The sequence below is a fragment of the Chroococcus sp. FPU101 genome, assembly GCF_017312365.1.
GTDB lineage: Bacteria > Cyanobacteriota > Cyanobacteriia > Cyanobacteriales > Microcystaceae > Chroococcus.
Genome location: NZ_BLJI01000050.1, coordinates 1 through 17,957, shown reverse-complemented (window position 1 = coordinate 17,957; position 17,957 = coordinate 1). Strand labels below are relative to the sequence as shown.

The following is a 17,957-nucleotide window of genomic DNA, read 5'->3' as shown; positions in this document are numbered from 1 at the left end:
ACAAAACGACAAAACCCCGCAGCAACGGTACACTCACAGAAAAGGTAAGTTATGCCGTCGTTATTTAACAGAAGAAATTACTTCAGAAATGGTAGCCAGAGACGACGGGGGCTGGTTTAGTCAACTAACCCTACATTATTATCTAACAATGGGCAAGCCGTTTCTAACACAAAGAGAGCAGAAAAAGGTCAAGAGTTTAGCTTCTAAGAATGGTGGTTTTGTCTTTAAGCCTGATGTCAATAAAATCGCTTTAACTCCAAAAATCAAAGTTTTAGAGTTTTTACAAATTGAACGGTTTTTCAATCCTGAAAGCCTTCACGATAACGATTCTCTAGCCGATTGGTTCAAAAATATTATTGTTCCACACGCTCATGCCATCAAGACTGTTTTGGGCTTAACGATTAACCCAGAAAAAGATTCTCCTGTGGCCGTCGCACAAAGGCTATTAGGGCGACTGGGATTAAAACTTACCTGTATCGGTCGTAAGGGGAGTCGAGGCAACCGAAAACGGGTTTACCAATTACTAGACCCCAATCTTGACGGACGGAACGAGATTTTGAGCCGTTGGCACGAACGAGATTCATTGAGCGTGTCCACCCTCTCTAATAATAGTTATTTATGGGAAGAGGTGGCCGTATGAGGAATCCGATTCGACTCTTTCCCTTTAAGGCACTCACTAAAATGAAAGAAGCGAAAAGACAAAAATTGCTACCTCGAAAGGGGGGAAAGAAAGCCAATGAAAATCTGGACAGAAATTAAGCGAGTTACTAAAAAACCTAATTTTCAACAGATGTCCATTTTACAGCTAAAAGCCTTGGCTTATCAGCATTTAGGGCAAGAGTTAATTAAAGACTATGCCGATTTCGCGGATTCGGCTCAGTTTTACTCATTAGATGATATGCCGACTGAAGCGATCAACGCTTTTCCTCATCTCTCTAATGCCCCTATAAAAACCAGATACGCCTTCTGTACCGCCGCCTGGTTTGATTACAACTATGAATATCGCATCAGACAAATTGCCACTTCAAAAAGCATCCCTTATTTTGTTCTCTTAAAAAGTTTGCTACTTGCAGAGCTTGATCTTGAAGAGGAATACGAAGATTAGCTGGACAAAAAATCAAGACTTTTTGTACCCCTCTCTTCACCTCAATTTAGCCCAAAAATCGCTTTTATCACTAATCGGTCAGGATTCGGTCAGTATTTGGTCACTAATCGGTCACTTAAGACTGACTCGTTTTCTGAAAATAGCTGCTTGACGGCTGTTTAGTCACTAATCAGTCAGTATTTGGTCAGTATTTGGTCACTAATCGGTCACAATTGAGTCCCTTTTAAGGCTCGCGATACCGCTAAGGAACTTTTGAAAAATTGACCTTTTTCCCTTTGTACAAGATTATTACAGTATCTTCAAGAAGTTCGAGCCGAACGGCTGTGTGAAGGCGATGAGACTAAAGGGTTACAGAGTATTGAGGATAATATCACTAAAGCTCTTAAAGCTTTGAAGGAGCAGAAATATCAGGTAGCTGTGATTGCAGCTATGAAAGCGGGTAAAAGTACCTTTCTCAATGCCTTAATTGGTGCAGATATACTAGCGAGTGAATCTGAAGCTTGTACAGTCTGCCGTACAGATATCCGCCCCATCAATAAAGGTTCTAAACCAAGACTTTTAGAGTATCGAGAGGGGAAAAGAAAGCCTATTATGATTGCCGAAGGAGAGGCAGAAGCAATTCGTCACAGATTTCTTGAACGTACTCATGAAATTCGGGCAACTCAAAATGACAATAAGATCATGCGCTTTGAGTTAGAACATCCTATAGAGGCAATCGGTAAACTCCCATCTCTTGCAGGTTTCACCTTGGTTGATACTCCTGGCCCCAATGAGTGGGAATCAGCAGAGTTCAGTACGGTTGAATTGAAAAAGACTGCTTTAGAGGCATTGCGAACCTGCGATGCAATCTTGTTTATCTTAGATTACACTTCTTTTAAAGACAACACCAATTCAGAGTTACTTGAGGAGTTGATAGAGCGGCGTAAAGAAACGTTGCAAGCAAATACAGGGAAACTCTACTTCATTCTTAATAAGGTTGATAGGATAGCACAAAAAGATCGTCCCATTGAGGATGTTATTAAAGACTTAAAACAAGCTTTAATGGGTTTTGGAATCCTTGACCCTATTGTTTATCCTGCTAGTGCTTGGCAAGGATTGTTAGCCAAGTTAATCCAGCAGGAAAAGGCAACAAATAGTCAAGAAGAAGATTTTATTCAAAAATTTGCGGCTAAATATACTGAAAAAGATGAAAAGGGAAGACGTTATATTCCAGAACCTTATGAAATTGCACCACAAGCCTTACAAGATAGCGGAATTCCAACTATTGAAGACTCAGTAATTCAAACAGTTGTACAAAATTCTGGTTGGAATCTTCTAAGCGACGTTCTGAGCATATTAGATAAATCAGCAAAAGCCATTGAAGATACTCTGAACACACGCATCAGTGGATGGGAGATGGAATTAGAAGAACTTAAACAAAAAGTTGAGATTTTTCAACAATATTCCGCTCTAGCTGAAAAAAAAGTTAACCAAGTAAAAACATCTATTAAACACCAAAAACAAATACTTATTAAGGGTTTTAGTGAAGGAATTAAGGAATTCGCTGAAATTGCTAAAACTAATATAAAAGAAGAAATTGATAAGCTGGTAGAAGCTCGACAAACTCAACCTGAAAAAAGAGTAAATTCTTTATTTTCTAGAAGAGCAAGCAAGAAAGAAATAAATGGTTGGGATTTTTTTTCAAATCTAGTAGGCTCATTAGGAAATGTTGTTTTAGAAATGATACCTAATTCACCTTTAAAACAAGTAATATTTAAAATTAGTTGCTCTTTACTAGATACGCTAACGGGAACAGAGGAAGATTGGAAAGGAGAACCCTCAAACAATAATCAGGCTGAAGAACCAGAGCTTGATCCTTATACAATCAAGTATAGAGATCAGCAGAAAGCGAAAAAATTAATTGATAATATTAATAACTTTTGTACGCCTCATATTCAATCATGGTGGGTCAACACTGAAGATGAACTAATCACTTATGGAACCGCAGTTAGAAAAGTATTGACTCAACAAATTCAAACAGATATTCAAGGGATATCTGATGAACTTTCTCGATTAATTGGAGAGACTTTAAAAGTTGAACTAAATACTAACCCTATTCAATTTCCAGTTTTTGATTTTTTAGGAATCGACAATTTAATGAAAACTCAACAGGAAGCTATTATACGAGTTAAAGCCGAAAAGAGAGGCGGAGGTTTTTGTCAGTCAGAGTATTATGTAAATGTTCCCTATCAAGATGGGACAGAAGATGTATATGTAATTGATTTAAGAGAAATTACAAATGCTATTAATAAAAAAATAGATAGTCAAGTTAGGGAAAGTAATAAATTTCTTGAGAGAATTATTGAAAAACAAATTGAGGATGATTTTCAGAATGCCGAGCAACAAATTAATAATTATATCAATCGCTTCCAAGATATTTTCAATAATTTAATTCAAGACAGAGAAACAAAAGAAGGAGAAAAAGAAAAAATTTGTTCTGTTCTTGAAAACCAAAAGGCTAAACTTACTAACTATCTGGCTGAATTGAGTTCTCTGAGATTATTCTTAAATGATTGGAAACCCTAACTAAAGTAACATTATTGTAGTCCAAATAAAAATTTTATTAGGAGCTAATCACTATTGTTGAGCAACAAGGGAAAAATCAAAAGATATTAATAAAAAAAAGCAACTAGATATCAATAAAAAAAGTAAAAATTTTTTCTTTTGAACTTCATCGGCATATTTTCACTAAAATTGCTGAAGCAGGTGTTATTAGGAGTAAAATCATTTTCTAATAATAGTTAATCTGGTTCAGGATCGAACTCTGACGAAAAAGCCTCTTTAATACCGATGCCTGACTGCTGTGGATTTGCTTCAACTTCATAACCCTTATCGATTGCCCAAGCGATTTCCCCTCCCTTTCTCGTCCCTGCCCTCGTGAACACGAAACCCGCATCTTCAAACTGCTGCCCGTAAGCGGCTACCGTTTTAGGCGATAGCCCTAGCAGATCGGCTAATTCGGATGTACTAAGCAGCCAACCCTTTTCATAAGCTTCTTCTAACTCCCGTAGATAGGATAAACGACTGCCTGTTTTCGGTAACAGTCGTAGAAAGATCGCTTCTACCACTGCCACTAACCCCGATGGCTGTAGAGTGATCTGTCCTGGACTGTCCTGTACAATTAAACTGGACTCTTGTGTTTTGTAAGGAGTCCTAGACAGTCCTGTACTCTTAGAGGCTTTCTGTTTTAAAAACTCATTCGTCGTTCCTCCACCTTGAATGTGTTCGTGCAGTTCATCAAGTAACTGAAGCTGTGAACCATCGACATAGGCTTTTTTACCCTCCTTAATCGGTTCAATCTGCAAATCTTTCAGACGGGTATAAAGGGCAGAACGGGCAATGCCGTAGCGTTCTGGCAGTTGGGATAAGGGAAGGCGGTCGATTTCTGTCATGTCCTGTGTTGTGTCCTGTACTGTACTGGACATATCGTTACCTCTATTAATACCACGCCTCTAGACAGACGAACTAGAAAGCAGTAGGGTCATCTTTGAACTGTTGTTTTACCCTCATCGCATGACCGATCAACGTGCCGATTACGACAACCCTTGGAAAGAAGCCCTCGGACTTTACTTTCAACCTTTTATGGTGTTCTTCTTTCCCCAAATTGAGGCCAACATCGATTGGAGGAAAGGTTATGAATTTCTCGATAAAGAATTTCAACAGATAGTACGAGATGCCGAACTCGGACGCATTTATGCCGATAAACTGGTCAAGGTCTGGCGAGGCGACGGTTCTGAAATCTGGGTGCTAATTCATGTCGAAGTTCAAAGCCAAGTCCAGTCCAGTTTTGCCGAACGGATGTACGTTTATAACTACCGCATTTTCGACCTGTATCGGCGGCCAGTGGTCAGTCTCGCGGTTCTGGCCGATGAGCAGGACTCTTGGCGACCTTCGGCTTATCGCTACTCTCTTTGGGGGTGTCGAGTTTCTTTAGAATTTCCAATAGTTAAACTGCTAGACTATCAAACTAGAAGCGATCTTCTTTCTGAAAATCCCAATCCCTTTGCCGTCATCGTGGCGGCGCATCTGACCACACAGCAAACTAACCAAGATCCCCTCCTTCGTTATCAAGGAAAATTGAGGATAGCCAAGAGTCTCTATCAACGGGGATACAGCCGACAGGATATCTTAGAGTTATTCAGGCTGATTGACTGGATGATGACCCTACCAGATCGGATTGAAAGCGAGTTCAAACAAGAAATTAGACGTTTTGAGGAGGATTTACAAATGCCTTATGTAACCAGTGTCGAACGTCTCGCCCGTCAAGAAGGGCTAGATGAAGGAATCCTGCAAAAAGGACGAGAGGATGTCATCGATGTTTTGACGATTCGGTTTTCCGATGTTCCGCCCTCTTTGGTTGAGGCGATTAACCAAATCGAAGACCCTTCTGTTCTTAAAACCCTGCACAGACAAGCTGTTACTATTGGATCACTTGTTGAATTTCAGAACAATCTCTCCCAGTTAGAGGAATCAGAGCCAACCTAAACTTTGAAGCTGATGGCTCCTTTGATCGCACCGTTTCACCGTATGATGAAAGATAACAAATCTTATTTCGCATCTTTCTTTCATGGGTAATGGGTTAAAGGGGCTAGAAATACCGATGGATTTGAAAATCATCCAGATGTGGCTTCACGGTAAGTCCCAAAACAGCCGTAAGTCCTATTTAACCGATGTACAGGACTTGTTAGATTTCACCCGTAAGCGGTTAGAGGAAATGACGTTGGCGGATCTTCAAGATTGGGATACCAGTCTGGAATTACGTTACGCGCCTTCCTCTCGCAAACGAAAGGTGGCGGCGGTCAAGTCCCTCTTCAGTTTTGCCCAGAAGAATGAGTTGCTCGCTAAAAATCCTGGTGCGGCGGTCACGTCACCCAAGGTCAAAGATGCGATCTCCGAACGGATTCTGACTGAAGAGGAGTGGGAAAGGATGCTGTTGACCGAACCGAATCGCCAGCATCAGTTAATGTTAGCTTTCCTCTATGAAACCCGCGCTAGAGTATCGGAATTCTGTAGCCTGACTTGGAAGGATCTTCGAGAAAAACCCGATGGCTCGGCTTTGGTGACGTTATTTGGCAAAGGGAGTAAAACTCGGAAAGTGACCATCACACCGCACCTTTGGCAAGCTCTCAAAGCGGCTAAATTAGTTTCGGCTAAAGGGAATGACCCCATCTTTCTGAATTATCGACACAAAGCTTACTCGACGGTACAAGTATGGCGCATCGTTAAAGCAGCGGGGGAACGAGTGGGAATTTATGGGGTCAGCCCCCACTGGATCAGGCACACTGGGGCAACCCACCAGCTAATTAACGGCAGCCCGCTCCACTTACAGCAGCAGGAGTTGGGGCATTCGGGGCTGGATGTGACCAGTAAATACCTGCATATTCTCCCTGGTGATTACGGAGCGCAATATACCAAGGTTAAATTACCGTTCTAGGGAACTTAGAGCGGTCTGATGAGAACACGGCTTTAGGATTAACCCAGCCTATCAGCTATGGTTTTCAGGAATTTTAGAGGGAAGAAAAAAAAGAGCGTCTCAAGATAGTCGTAGTTTACCTTTTGTAGCGACCCTTGACCGATTTGACTACAAAGTGCGGCTTTTATTTAGGGTATGGGATTAGCTTTGAGTTTCTGGACGATGCTGGAGTTTTAGCTGGCGTTGCTGGTAGGTGAAAAGCCAGCAAGCACTAAAGGGAATCTCGATAAGTCTTCTCCAGACTTTCTGTTGATTGACAAAAGAAACTGGTGTTTGTTTGAGACTCGGTTTTGCAGAGTGGCTCAATGCACCTTGCTCATCGAGGCGGTATAGGTCGAGCGTACCATCAGTCTTATACAAACCAGCAACCAATACGGGGGCTTTATGTGCCAGGGTCAGCAAGGCATCGGCTTTGCTCTCGTCTAAAATTGCCGATGAGAACCTTTGCGAACTGGTCAGTCGGACTGATGAGTTGATGATGGCAACTGCTTTCCCACTGGGGATAGTGACCATACAATCAAAATTGGGATATTGCGAGTGGTTATTGGTCGTAGGAAAATTGAGAATCCAACTAGGACAAAGATATTTAACCAAATCCTCCATAACCTGATGGTTATCTTTAATAATGGGGGCGTAGGCTGATGACAACATGAATTACCTCTTTCTTTAGGGTATGGGATTAGCTTTGAGTTTCTGGACGATGCTGGAGTTTTAGCTGGCGTTGCTGGTAGGTGAAAAGCCAGCAAGCACTAAAGGGAATCTCGATAAGTCTTCTCCAGACTTTCTGTTGATTGACAAAAGAAACTGGTGTTTGTTTGAGACTCGGTTTTGCAGAGTGGCTCAATGCACCTTGCTCATCGAGGCGGTATAGGTAGAGCAAACCATCAGTCTTATACAAACCAGCAACCAATACGGGGGCTTTATGTGCCAGGGTCAGCAAGGCATCGGCTTTGCTCTCGTCTAAAATTGCCGATGAGAACCTTTGCGAACTGGTCAGTCGGACTGATGAGTTGATGATGGCGACTGCTTTCCCACTGGGGATAGTGACCATACCCAAAATATATGCAGGATTTTGTAGTCAATAGGAAGAGTCAAATGCCATGTAAATCTTATGTATCAATAACTTTGCTGAAATCCACTGCACTGATTTAGCTTTTTAGTTCTGTAACTGTAGCGGACTGAAATCATAATCGCCTCGGACTGAAATAAAGCCAATTTATGGCTTTATTATTCCCTTTTAAGTACCTCGACCTGTGAAGCATAACCTGGCATTTTACGCCATTTTATTCTGCAAGTCACAATTCCTCGTTGTACGATTGTTCATAGTCAAACAGCCGACGAAGTTCTTCATTCAATCTGTCCTTCTCTCCTTTCGGTGTCGGCTCTAGCTGCAAAGATTCATACTTCCGCAAGCGCGAGCGGTTTTTCCCAATTTGATAACTGCGGTAAGTAAGATATAGCTTTGAATTAGAAGAATTTTTTGCTTTCTGAGGACATAGCGAACTGTCATACTCTTCCAGCATTTGTTTGTAATTAATATGAATATGACATTGATCTACTTCACCGTTCTCCCCTAAGCACCTGTGGTATCGCTCTGCCGACAATCCATATTTCTTTCTTGCTTTTTGATGTTCATTTCTAAACTTTTCGTATTGAGTATGAGTGCGGAAGGTGAATTGATAGAGTTGGAAGGCTTGAAAACTCTTAACCTTTGGCTCATAGTCTCCAGGTATTAACATTGAATATTTGTAATGGGACTCATATCGTTGTTTATAATCTCCGCACGATATTATCTCATAGTCAGTATAAGGCCTCGGAATTGCAACGCGCTCTGGAGAGCGTAAATCTTGCTGGTAGTATTCTGTGAATACTTCCTTGGCTTTTCCTTGTTTAGTCCTATGACTTCGACGCTTTATAATTGGCTCGTTGTCTGGTTTTGGGTATGACTTCGGCGGTGTCAAAAAATAGTTAGCTGTCCCGTCAATAGTAATGCTGGTGTATAAACCTTTGGATTCAATTTCAAATTTAAGTTTATCTATAAATTTTTCTATAAAATCTTTTGGAAAGCAAGTTTTAAGATGTTTGGGAATTAGCTCTTCATCTATACGTTTAAGTAGAGGATGTGGTTGCAGCTTACTTTGATCATCATACGCCTGACAGTGTTCAATGGGACTTGATTCACCTTGACGGAACTCTAAAATATCAGCATCACGCCATTTGTAAAGTCGTGCATCACCTATCGCTGCCCAATTCCAGCCTTGACGACAGCGTTCTAGAGCCGTCTGATCAGGTAATCGATGAACTAAGTGGTGGCGTGAATCAAGAGATCGAGACTTATAGCGTGTGTTTGTTCCTACTAGCACACGATTCAGACACCAAGATACACCATCAGTTATTGTTTGGAAGCCTCCTAAAGCTGTTTCCATACACCAAACCATTAAGCGAACATCACTGGTTACATTGTTGGCTACAATGGGATTACAAATGTCAAAATTTCTGCTGGAAAACGCACCATAAATGGTATTATTCATCAGCTTAAAAAGATTATTCATTGCTTCGCTTTCATCCGTACCTCCTTTGTTTTTTTTCTTGTAATTGTTACGTAGTTCAATAAGTTTATTTACTAAAATTTCACCTAAATCTACCTTTGTCCATTTTTTGTCTTTTTCAAAACTATTTAAATTTTCACTTAGCTTATCCAAAGGTACAAATTTGTCTTTAGGATAGTAACCTCCAATTAAAACTTTGCCGTTTTCTTTGATATAATTTCTAAGCTTAGGAGTAGCCACGTAATCTAACCAATAGAAAGTAGAAGTTGTAAATGGTGCTTGAATAATTTGATGCGTATAAATACGAGTATCACTCGCTTCTAGAGTCTTATCTTCATTTAAACATTTTGAAGTTTTGTAGGTCACTGATGGAAGAAAGTTCTGCGACTCTGGTAGTTCTTCACCTTCAACGGTTACATAAACAAGCTCTAAATTTTCTTCTATATTCCCACTTTGGCGATGTATTTCTATATATTCTTTAAGCGTTATATCTCTAACTACTTTTAAATGTCCTAGTGGAAGAGCACGCTGTTTTATAACTGTTGGATATGCTTGCTTAATATCTGAGTCGCAAATAACCTCACTTTCGTCAAGTTTGGAAAGATATAAAGGTTGACCACAGTAAGTTCGACCGCCAATTACTTTTGTCAACAAAAGCTTCTCGTTTAGCTTCTTTTGTTTTTCTTTCTGTAATTTTCTATCTGGCTTACCTTGAAATTCTTCTGATACTTCCCTTTCAAATACTGTTTGTAAGTAATTAGAAGAACCATAGGACATTAATTTTTTGATTAAATCTTTAATTTCTAGGATAGAGATTTCCGGATTAGCTTGTTTAACTTCATTGATAACAGCAGATTCTAATAAATTTCTAACTGTAGCACCAATCGTCAGTTTCGGAGGTTTTAAATCTGGCACAGACAAGTCCTGATAAACTTTTGACATTTTTTCATTGTATTTAAGCAAAATGTCATGATATATACACTTTGATTTGGCGAATGCTAAAAAACGCTCCCAGTCAGAGTCGTAAATATCTCGAATTTTATCTTCCTCTTCTGGGCTAATTTTTGGGAGGTATGTCAATTCAACGTTAGAGGCAACTTCTGATAAATCTTTATTATTACCGTGAATGGCACAAATATCTATAAACTCTACACTAACTTTAAAATAGAAATTATCGGAGTCCATCGATAAAGGTGGTGCTTTTAACAGATAAGGAAGTTCAATGGATTGATTTATCCAGTTTTTCTTCCCGGCGTGTAAATATGAGTTTGATTCATTGATAAATCCACTTTTTACTTGCTTTAGGAGTTCCTGAAGTCCAGCACTACCTACCCTACGTTGTTTCTGAGCATCCTTTAAGGTATAGCGACGAAAGAGCTTAAAAATACTTTCTTTTCCTGAAAAGCAATAAATAACAATGTTCAGCGTTGGATAATGTTTTGTTTTAACCTCGTACCAATTTCTTCCATGCAAGATTACAACTTTAAAGTCAAGTTCTTCGGTGAAAAACTGTAAAGGAATGAAATCTAAATCTGATTTAATCAGCTTTGCTCCTGGTTTTTTACTAGAGGAATACACCAAAGTTTTCTCTGGAGAATCCATACTTATTAGACGCATCTGGACGGTTAGAAGTTTTGATGGAGTCTCATGGCCTTTAAGAGGTGCAGTTCTTGATATTGCTTTTGAAATCGGATGAAATTCAGCAGCTAGATTGATCGGAAAATGAATGACAATATCTTTTTGAGACTTTTGGCTTGAATTCAAAATTTCTTGGTAACTCATACCTTTATTGACATCAAACAAATTATCTTTCTTATCTTCTTTATGAAAAAAGTTTCTCAAATAATTGGGTTCAGGCATGGCGAGAGTGCATTCCAAATGGTCTTAATCGAACCTAACTCTAAAAAGATTACCTCGCATATGGTAGATTCACGGATTTTATCTAAGCCAACAGTATCCGTATCCGGGGTGCGAGTTGGGGCAAACCTAGCAAAACCACCACGAAGTGCAATCTAAGAAATTTTGCAGTTTTCAGTCCTTGAGACGCTTTTTTTGTCTTCTCCCAAAATTCTCTGTAAGCCTTAATTAATAAGACTTATAGCTTTTTTTCAATCAGAGAACGAGCCATTTTTGCAGAAAATAGCTATTTTCTGCAAAATTTAAGAGAGATGCGCGTGCGAAGCGTGCCTGCGGCATCGCTAATTTTGGCTTTTTAAAAGCTTTACGTGGCAAACGTTTTAAGCTAGATTGCCCCTGGTGTCAGCTTTGCGGTAGTTTGCCCCAACAACGGGGAAAAAGTGATTGAAAGCGATCAGAACTTATTTTGATTCAGGTGTCCTGATCGCCGTTTGGAGGGGAATTGATGAGGTAGCGACCATAGCTCTCGCTATTTTAGAAGCGGAAAATCGACAATTAGCGTTTTTATTCCCTAGATTTTAGATAACAAAACTATAAATAATTAATTTAAAAAATCTATGTTTTATTTAAAAATATAATATATTGTTGCAATTAAAATAAAAATAACGATTATATAATGCGAAAAACTTAACCAAAAGCGAATTTTGATAGCTATCCACGCAAAATAAAAATTTTCTTTAGAAAACCCTTGTGGCTTTTCTAAAGTAAAAAATTTATAATCTATATCATCATGATTTTCGTATTTCTCTAATATAATATTATATTTTTCTGCGAATTGATTATATAATTTAGTATTATGCTTATAATGTATATATGGATAAATTCTACTTTTTAGAAAAGTAAGCTCAACACCACAAGACTGCATCTTTTCCGCTCTACTGGTATAATTCTCCATATTGAGTAGCAGAGAGTAAGCTAAAATAGCTACGCCTAAAAAAACTTCAATAACATTAAGAGCCTGTTCACTGACTTTAGTTTTTATTTGAAATGTTTGTAATAATGGAATAATAATAAGTATAACTGAAATTAACGTTATAACCCATTGAGATAAACGTTGATGAATTTTTAACCTTCGTGCGGCGATGTAACGGACTCTAGTTACTACATCTATTCTTCTATGAAGCTCTTCAAAAGTTTTATTAGATTTTATCCCCATAAATTCTAAATTTGTAAAAAACACTAAACGCTATATATTTTTAGTAAAAATTATTTTTTTTGGTATATAAATTCGAGAGAGAGCAATGAAAATAATTGAAGAGAATATCGAAGCAATCTTATAATACCCAAGTTCTCTGTAAAATTAACATTGCAATTCCCCTTTTCTATAGTGATGGGGGAAATTTTAAGCGTTAAGAGGGAATAGGACATCCTAACGTCCGATGCCATTGATTTGTTAGCAACACGGCTGAGAACGCCCTTACAAATCGAGCAGCATTTAACCTTAGCCTTCGAGGAGGCTTATCAAATGGGTGAAAAGCCCGTAACAGCAGCGTTGCTCGAAGTCGAGACAAGTTCGCCCGACTTGAGGCTCAACTTCTTACCAGAATCATCCTCAAAGAGAGGAGATCAGCCTTAATTTCTCCGCTCGTTGCCATCTCGGTGTTCGAGGGTGCGATCGCTCTCTTGGAATTTCGATGCAGGGGCGGTAGTTGTCCCTTTGGTTAGGTTGCACTGAGGATGAACGAGTTGCAGGTTATCGAGAGCGAGAGCGAGGTCAGGATATTTGGCGATGGGTTTGATGTGATCAATATGAGCGCGGCTGATGTGGACGTAATCAGCGCAGAGGGCGCATTTCCTGTCCTGCTTAGAGTGCTGTCGTCGCTTCCAGTTTTTTCCCTCGCTACTGTTCCGCCAGAGGTTAAACTGACGGCGCGGGTCTTGTCGAGCTTTAATTTGATCGACCAGCACTCTCGTGTCGGTCAACCATTCGTTAATTGATGAGTTGAGTTTGAATAACTTTTCGGCTAGATTTTCTTCTTCCATCCTTTTTTCCCTTGATAGTAGCCGCCTCAGCTTTGAGGTCGGAGAGCGTTTTTACGGTTTTTGAAAGGGTTCGATAAGCGCGGAAAGCTAGTTCACTTAGTTCTTTGTCTGTGCCGTTGGTAAAGGAAACGGTGATTAAATTGTCTTGACGATCTTGAAGTGTGTTGAGTAGGGCGTTTAGACAAGAGCGGGTTTTCGATTTGACCCGCTCGCGCTCCTGGTACGCTCTGATGCTGGCGATGACTTCGTTGATGGCGTAGTGATGGGTATTTCTCTCTTTTCTGACACTTTTCAGGCTCTTGGTGAGCGCGGTAGCTAGGTAATCGCTAAGTCCGTATCCTTTGAGTTGGGCGCGGGTGGTGGTCTGCATGGTAGAAAATTTCCCTTCTTATGACGCATGAGCCAATTTAGGCAACTTCGTCGTCGTTTTGATTGCTTAAGAAATTGTTGTAGGTCACGAGTAACGCTTCAATCCAAGGATCTTTAAGCCCGAACGGAGAAGCGAAATTGTAGAGCTTGGCGATGAGGGGCAGAAAGGTACTGCGTAACTCGCTAACTTGGCGGTCGGCTTCCTCGATTTTGTTGGCGAAGTCGGCTTCAATTTTCGAGATGTAATTTTTCTTCTTCGTGACTTGGGCTTTCTGGGCGGCTTGCAATCGTTGGCGTTCTAGGAGTTCTGGCCCAGCGAAGGCAAGCAGGGCAGTGATTAGATCTTGCTCGGTTGCATTTTCAAGAGCGATGTTGACGTAAGCTCTTTCTGCATCCTTAGCTGTCCAGTTGTACTTTTTGGCAAATTCAATCGCTTCTTTTTTAGTGACCATGCTTTGACTTTTTTGCTTAAAGAGCAATCCTATCTTATCGGGTTTCCCAAAAATTGCAGTGATCTCGCTCACGCTCCACCCTTAGTCTTTAATAACGAGAGCAGCCCGCCTACTCTTGCGAGAGTGGAACGAGCCAGTTAGTTCAATGATCCCTCAAGCCTAGCTATTAATTCCTCACGGGAAAGAGTGGCGATCTGGAGCAGTAATCTCGTGCGCTCTGGTAGAGGAAGCTGCATTAGAGTTGGAATCAGATTAGATAATTCCTCATCTAAAGTGCCGAATCGTTCAGAAAGCAAACTAGCCACGATGAGGGATTGTCCCTCTAAATTCCCTTCCTGCTTTCCTTCTTCTTTCCAAACTTCGCGTTGCTGTATGTAAGCGGGTGATAAGTTCATAATTAATTCCGAATCGTCTTCACTCCTATTATCTTTTAACTCTAATGTCTTACGCCAAGAAGCTAAGATCTCTAACAGGCTATCTCGGAACGGATGACTTTTTGGTAAGTTGGCTAATTCTTCTACGGCTTGTCTTTGGGTGCTTCCTTTGCCTAAAACCCTCAACCAGAGTGTATCGGGGGTGACGGGAAGTTGGTTGATAGCGACAATGGCGGTTTGGAACAAGTTTGGGAAAAAATAAACTCCTTCAACCCAGTTTTCTTCCTCTTTGAGAAAAGCTCCAAATCCGTCTAGTATCCTAGCTGAACACGAAGGCGATAAAATCCATAAAAACGGCAATTCGGTTTCTGATAACGACTGTTTTTCCCGTTTGGCTTTCCGCAATAGCTCAGAGTGAACGGTGTAGAGCTTCAACAGACAACTACGGATTTCGATTTCAGTCGGGGCATTACGATAGGGTTCAAATAGACAGCTAGTGGCGGCCATAAAGCTTAGTAACCCTAGATTGGGGGGATTGGCAGTTTGTGGGGTGGTCGGAACGAACCAGACATCGATTTCGGTTACTTCGCTTCTAACGTCGCGGCTGGTTTCGACTTTCCCTAAAGGGGTTAATAATTCCTCTAGGTATTCTTTGGCTAATTGGTCGTGTGGCTGTCGTGTCATTTAATTTGATGTGAAATTGAAAATACCCTTGATATCATGGGAATAATTAAGAGTATTCCATTACTCGTCAAAGATGCCTAATCCCCTAGCCACTACTGAACCGATGGTCAGAAATCCATCTGACTTTGACCCCCCATTAAAAAGGATTGAGCCAACTGTCCCTGGTTATTGGACGCTTGAGGAAATTGCGGCTGAGATAGGGACGACTTCTCGCAAGGTTCAATATGATGCTTTGGGACGGCCTTCTATCGGAATGAAGCCCTTTCTCAAAGCCTATAAAGTGGCTAAAGTCCTTCTCGTTCCCGACAAAGATGCTTTGGAATATATCCAAAAATATCGGAATCGCAAAAAATCTTAACAAACTTTTTGGCTCAAAGTGTTCTAATTATAGAACAAACAAGATACACTAATCTTAGTACGTGAAAAACCCTGCCAATTGTTGCAAGCACTAGCAGGGCTTCTCACGTATTCAAACAAAATATTGAATTCTTTCTATGTACAATCCTACCAAAGAAAGGCTGGTACAGACAAGTGTAGCCAAAAATTCTGTTGCCTGTTCATCAAGTGCGACTACCAACTTTCAAGCTTACTTCAGTCAGATAACTACTGACCTAACCTCAAAACAAACGCCTTCCACGCGGCTACCGTCAGTTACTAGAACTCCGAGAACGTGTTGGGGTGAGTTATGATTCATCGCCATCACTACCAAGAGTTTTTATTGAGCGCGATCGCCCCTGAGTTAATCGAACTTAACTTTAAATCCCTATCAGGTAACGAGGCTTACGAACACCTTCTCTACGGACTACCAGACGACGAACGCCGTAACGACGGACGGCTACGGGATAACTGGTTAAAGCGGTATTCTCATCTAAATGATGGTGGCTGGTGGTGTGGCACGATTGACCCAATTACAGGGAAGGAATCAGACTGGGGGTGTTTCAAACCTGATAAGCCTAGAATTGACCATGAAAAAGGAAAACCCATCAAATACGAACACCCTCCTAAAGTTCCTACTGAAGCATTTTTCCTTAACGTCACTTGGGGAATCGGATTAAAGATAGCAACCAAGTGCGGGTTAGAAGATTCCTACAAAGAACGGATGGCTAAGGCGATTGGGATTGCCACTATTGAGACGTTTTTAAAAACTGAGGATACAGGTTTCTGGCAGTGGGTTATTGCGATGAGAGTGCCTATCATCCCCACAGAAGGAGTTAAGAAAACCGCTTCTTTGCTGTCTGCTGGTTATTGTGCTGTCGGATTATCTGGCATTTGGAATGGAATCAGAAAACAGAAAGACAATTTGGGAAATGTAATCGGCTTACCCCGTCTCATTCCCCAATTAGAACCGTTTGCCACTAAAGGACGGGAAATTAATTTCTGTTTCGACAATGACGACAAGCCAAAAACAAGACAAGCTGTTAGACAAGCGACTTTAAAAACTGGAAACCCCTTTAAATTCAAAGGTAGTCAGGTTTCTGTTATAACTTGGGATTGCCATGAAAAAGGCGTTGACGATTTAATCGCAGCTAGAGGAACTGAATATTTTGATGAGGTTTACAACAGCCGTACAAGCCTTGAATTGTTCAATCTTAAAGGCTTTAAAACCCTTTACCCAGACTTGACGGTTAACCAGCGATACCTTGATGTAGCAATCCCTAACGACGCTCAAGTTATTTGGCTTAAATCAGCCAAGAAAACGGGTAAGACGGAGCAATTAACAAAAATTGTTTCTAAAGCGATCGCAAAGGGTCAACGCTGCTTCGTGATTGGGCATCGAGTTAAATTGCTTGAGGAGTTGGGAAATCGTTTCGGATTGCCCTATCGATTAGAGCTTAGAACCTCAGAACAGGGAGCAATATTAGGCTACTGCCTCTGTATTGATTCACTTCACCCAAATGCTAATCCAAGCTTCAACCCCTCCGACTCGGAAGGCGCGTTAGTGATTATCGATGAGGCTGAACAGGTTCTCTGGCATACGCTTAATTCTCCCACCTGTCAAGCTAATCGAGTCTCAATTATTGAAACTTTCCAAACACTTCTTAGAACGGTTGTTGCTACAGGAGGCAAGATTTATTTAGCCGACGCTGATTTAAGCCGAATCTCTCTCGATTATGTAGAACGAGCGATTGGGTTTCCTGTTAAAACTTGGGGAGTAGAAAACACCTTTAAATCAAGTCAAGGAAGAAAGCTTTTTGTTTACGACGATTCCGAATCCTTATACTCTGCTCTACTCACTCACATTAGAGACGGGGGTAAACCGATTATCTTCACAGGGGCTAAAGATGCTAAATCAAAGTTAGCGACGGGAAATCTAGCTGAAGGGATTAGTATCGAGTTCCCTGATAAACGAATCTTAGTGCTTGATTCTGATACCTGTAAAGACCCCTCACACCCGGCTTACAAAGCGATCTCGAATTTGAATCAAGTTTTGTTGGATTACGATGTTGTTGTTGCTTCACCTGTTCTAGAAACTGGAATCAGTATCAACATTAAAAATCATTTTACGAGCGTCTTTGGCTTTGGCACAGGCAAACAGACGGTTAACGGCTTTTGTCAAGGATTAGACCGTCTTCGAGATGATGTACCGCGTCACATCTGGGTGGCCAAATCTTCTAATGAAAGAGTAGGAAACGGTGAAACCGACTATAAACGATTGTTGCGCTCAGAACATCAGAAATTCAAAATTATTTTTAATTCCTTAGCTGTGGCTGATTCTGTGGCTCCTGAGATCATGGCTCTTGATGAAAGTAAACCCGAAAACCTTCACTCATGGGGTAAAATGGCTTGTTTCCAGAATTTAGAAGCCAAGAATTATCGAGAATGTATTTTGAATAAACTGCAATCAGAAGGATATGAGTTACTTGAAAACCCTACCTCGTCTGACCCCTACGTGTCAAAAGATGAAAGTAAATTGCTTTTGACTTTAATTAAAGAAGATAACTATGAGCGAGAGTGTGAGGCTAATTCAAGTGCCGCTAATCCAACAGATGAAGAATTCAAAAAACTTGAGCA

Annotated in this window: 17 protein-coding genes; 8 read left to right on the top strand and 9 right to left on the bottom strand. The window is 40.6% G+C overall.

What is annotated here, in order from left to right:
• The 3 genes from CFPU101_RS25785 to CFPU101_RS23025 form a co-directional block, all read left to right on the top strand.
• On the top strand, positions 1 to 640 hold a 640-nt coding region (locus CFPU101_RS25785), incomplete at its 5' end, for a hypothetical protein (protein WP_307730475.1).
• A 96-nt stretch (positions 641 to 736) separates the two neighbouring features.
• Positions 737 to 1,105, top strand: a complete 369-nt coding sequence (locus CFPU101_RS23030; protein ID WP_206817922.1) for a hypothetical protein — start codon at positions 737 to 739, stop codon at positions 1,103 to 1,105.
• 390 nt (positions 1,106 to 1,495) lie between these two features.
• Entirely contained in the window at positions 1,496 to 3,670 is a 2,175-nt protein-coding gene (locus CFPU101_RS23025; RefSeq protein ID WP_206817919.1) for a dynamin family protein, read from the top strand.
• A gap of 215 nt (positions 3,671 to 3,885) precedes the next feature.
• Here the strand turns inward: CFPU101_RS23025 and CFPU101_RS23020 are convergent, their stop codons facing one another.
• Complete coding sequence (locus tag CFPU101_RS23020; RefSeq protein WP_242578211.1) at positions 3,886 to 4,569, bottom strand: hypothetical protein; 684 nt, start codon at positions 4,567 to 4,569, stop codon at positions 3,886 to 3,888.
• 88 nt (positions 4,570 to 4,657) lie between these two features.
• On the opposite strand from CFPU101_RS23020, the gene CFPU101_RS23015 reads away from it, so the two are divergent.
• Positions 4,658 to 5,629: a transposase gene (locus CFPU101_RS23015; RefSeq protein WP_206817917.1), complete on the top strand. Its 972-nt coding sequence runs from the start codon at positions 4,658 to 4,660 to the stop codon at positions 5,627 to 5,629.
• Between the two features lie 82 nt (positions 5,630 to 5,711).
• Entirely contained in the window at positions 5,712 to 6,578 is an 867-nt protein-coding gene (locus CFPU101_RS26085; protein WP_307730474.1) for a tyrosine-type recombinase/integrase, read from the top strand.
• A 180-nt stretch (positions 6,579 to 6,758) separates the two neighbouring features.
• Here CFPU101_RS26085 and CFPU101_RS23005 read toward each other — a convergent pair whose 3' ends face one another.
• From CFPU101_RS23005 to CFPU101_RS22995, 3 genes are all read right to left on the bottom strand, one after another.
• The gene (locus CFPU101_RS23005; RefSeq protein ID WP_206817912.1) at positions 6,759 to 7,268 is read right to left on the bottom strand and encodes a hypothetical protein; all 510 of its coding nucleotides are present in this window, start codon (positions 7,266 to 7,268) and stop codon (positions 6,759 to 6,761) included.
• Positions 7,269 to 7,296: 28 nt separating this feature from the next.
• Complete coding sequence (locus tag CFPU101_RS23000) at positions 7,297 to 7,668, bottom strand: hypothetical protein (protein WP_206817910.1); 372 nt, start codon at positions 7,666 to 7,668, stop codon at positions 7,297 to 7,299.
• Positions 7,669 to 7,912: 244 nt separating this feature from the next.
• Complete coding sequence (locus tag CFPU101_RS22995) at positions 7,913 to 11,026, bottom strand: hypothetical protein (protein WP_206817908.1); 3,114 nt, start codon at positions 11,024 to 11,026, stop codon at positions 7,913 to 7,915.
• 441 nt (positions 11,027 to 11,467) lie between these two features.
• Between CFPU101_RS22995 and CFPU101_RS22990 the strand changes: the two genes are divergently transcribed.
• Positions 11,468 to 11,605: a hypothetical protein gene (locus CFPU101_RS22990; protein WP_206817907.1), complete on the top strand. Its 138-nt coding sequence runs from the start codon at positions 11,468 to 11,470 to the stop codon at positions 11,603 to 11,605.
• Between the two features lie 40 nt (positions 11,606 to 11,645).
• Here CFPU101_RS22990 and CFPU101_RS22985 read toward each other — a convergent pair whose 3' ends face one another.
• The 5 genes from CFPU101_RS22985 to CFPU101_RS22965 all read right to left on the bottom strand — a co-directional run bounded on the left by CFPU101_RS22985 (position 11,646) and on the right by CFPU101_RS22965 (position 14,945).
• Positions 11,646 to 12,263 carry an SLATT domain-containing protein gene (locus CFPU101_RS22985; protein WP_206817905.1) on the bottom strand — a complete coding sequence of 206 codons (618 nt, stop codon included), beginning with the start codon at positions 12,261 to 12,263 and terminating at the stop codon, positions 11,646 to 11,648.
• A 392-nt stretch (positions 12,264 to 12,655) separates the two neighbouring features.
• On the bottom strand, positions 12,656 to 13,066 hold the full coding sequence (locus CFPU101_RS22980; RefSeq protein ID WP_206817903.1) for an HNH endonuclease signature motif containing protein: 411 nt from the start codon (positions 13,064 to 13,066) through the stop codon (positions 12,656 to 12,658).
• Positions 13,014 to 13,436: a hypothetical protein gene (locus CFPU101_RS22975; protein ID WP_206817901.1), complete on the bottom strand. Its 423-nt coding sequence runs from the start codon at positions 13,434 to 13,436 to the stop codon at positions 13,014 to 13,016. The genes CFPU101_RS22980 and CFPU101_RS22975 overlap by 53 nt, the downstream gene beginning before the upstream one ends.
• Positions 13,437 to 13,473: 37 nt before the next feature.
• Positions 13,474 to 13,959: a hypothetical protein gene (locus CFPU101_RS22970; RefSeq protein ID WP_242578210.1), complete on the bottom strand. Its 486-nt coding sequence runs from the start codon at positions 13,957 to 13,959 to the stop codon at positions 13,474 to 13,476.
• Between the two features lie 65 nt (positions 13,960 to 14,024).
• Complete coding sequence (locus CFPU101_RS22965) at positions 14,025 to 14,945, bottom strand: hypothetical protein (RefSeq protein WP_206817899.1); 921 nt, start codon at positions 14,943 to 14,945, stop codon at positions 14,025 to 14,027.
• A 73-nt stretch (positions 14,946 to 15,018) separates the two neighbouring features.
• Here CFPU101_RS22965 and CFPU101_RS22960 point away from each other — a divergent pair, with 73 nt between their 5' ends.
• Positions 15,019 to 15,303 (top strand): DNA-binding protein, encoded by a 285-nt coding sequence (locus tag CFPU101_RS22960; protein WP_206817897.1) that lies wholly within the window; start codon positions 15,019 to 15,021, stop codon positions 15,301 to 15,303.
• A gap of 327 nt (positions 15,304 to 15,630) precedes the next feature.
• Positions 15,631 to 17,957 (top strand): plasmid replication protein, CyRepA1 family (locus CFPU101_RS22955; protein ID WP_206817895.1); only part of this gene is annotated, 2,327 nt, incomplete at its 3' end.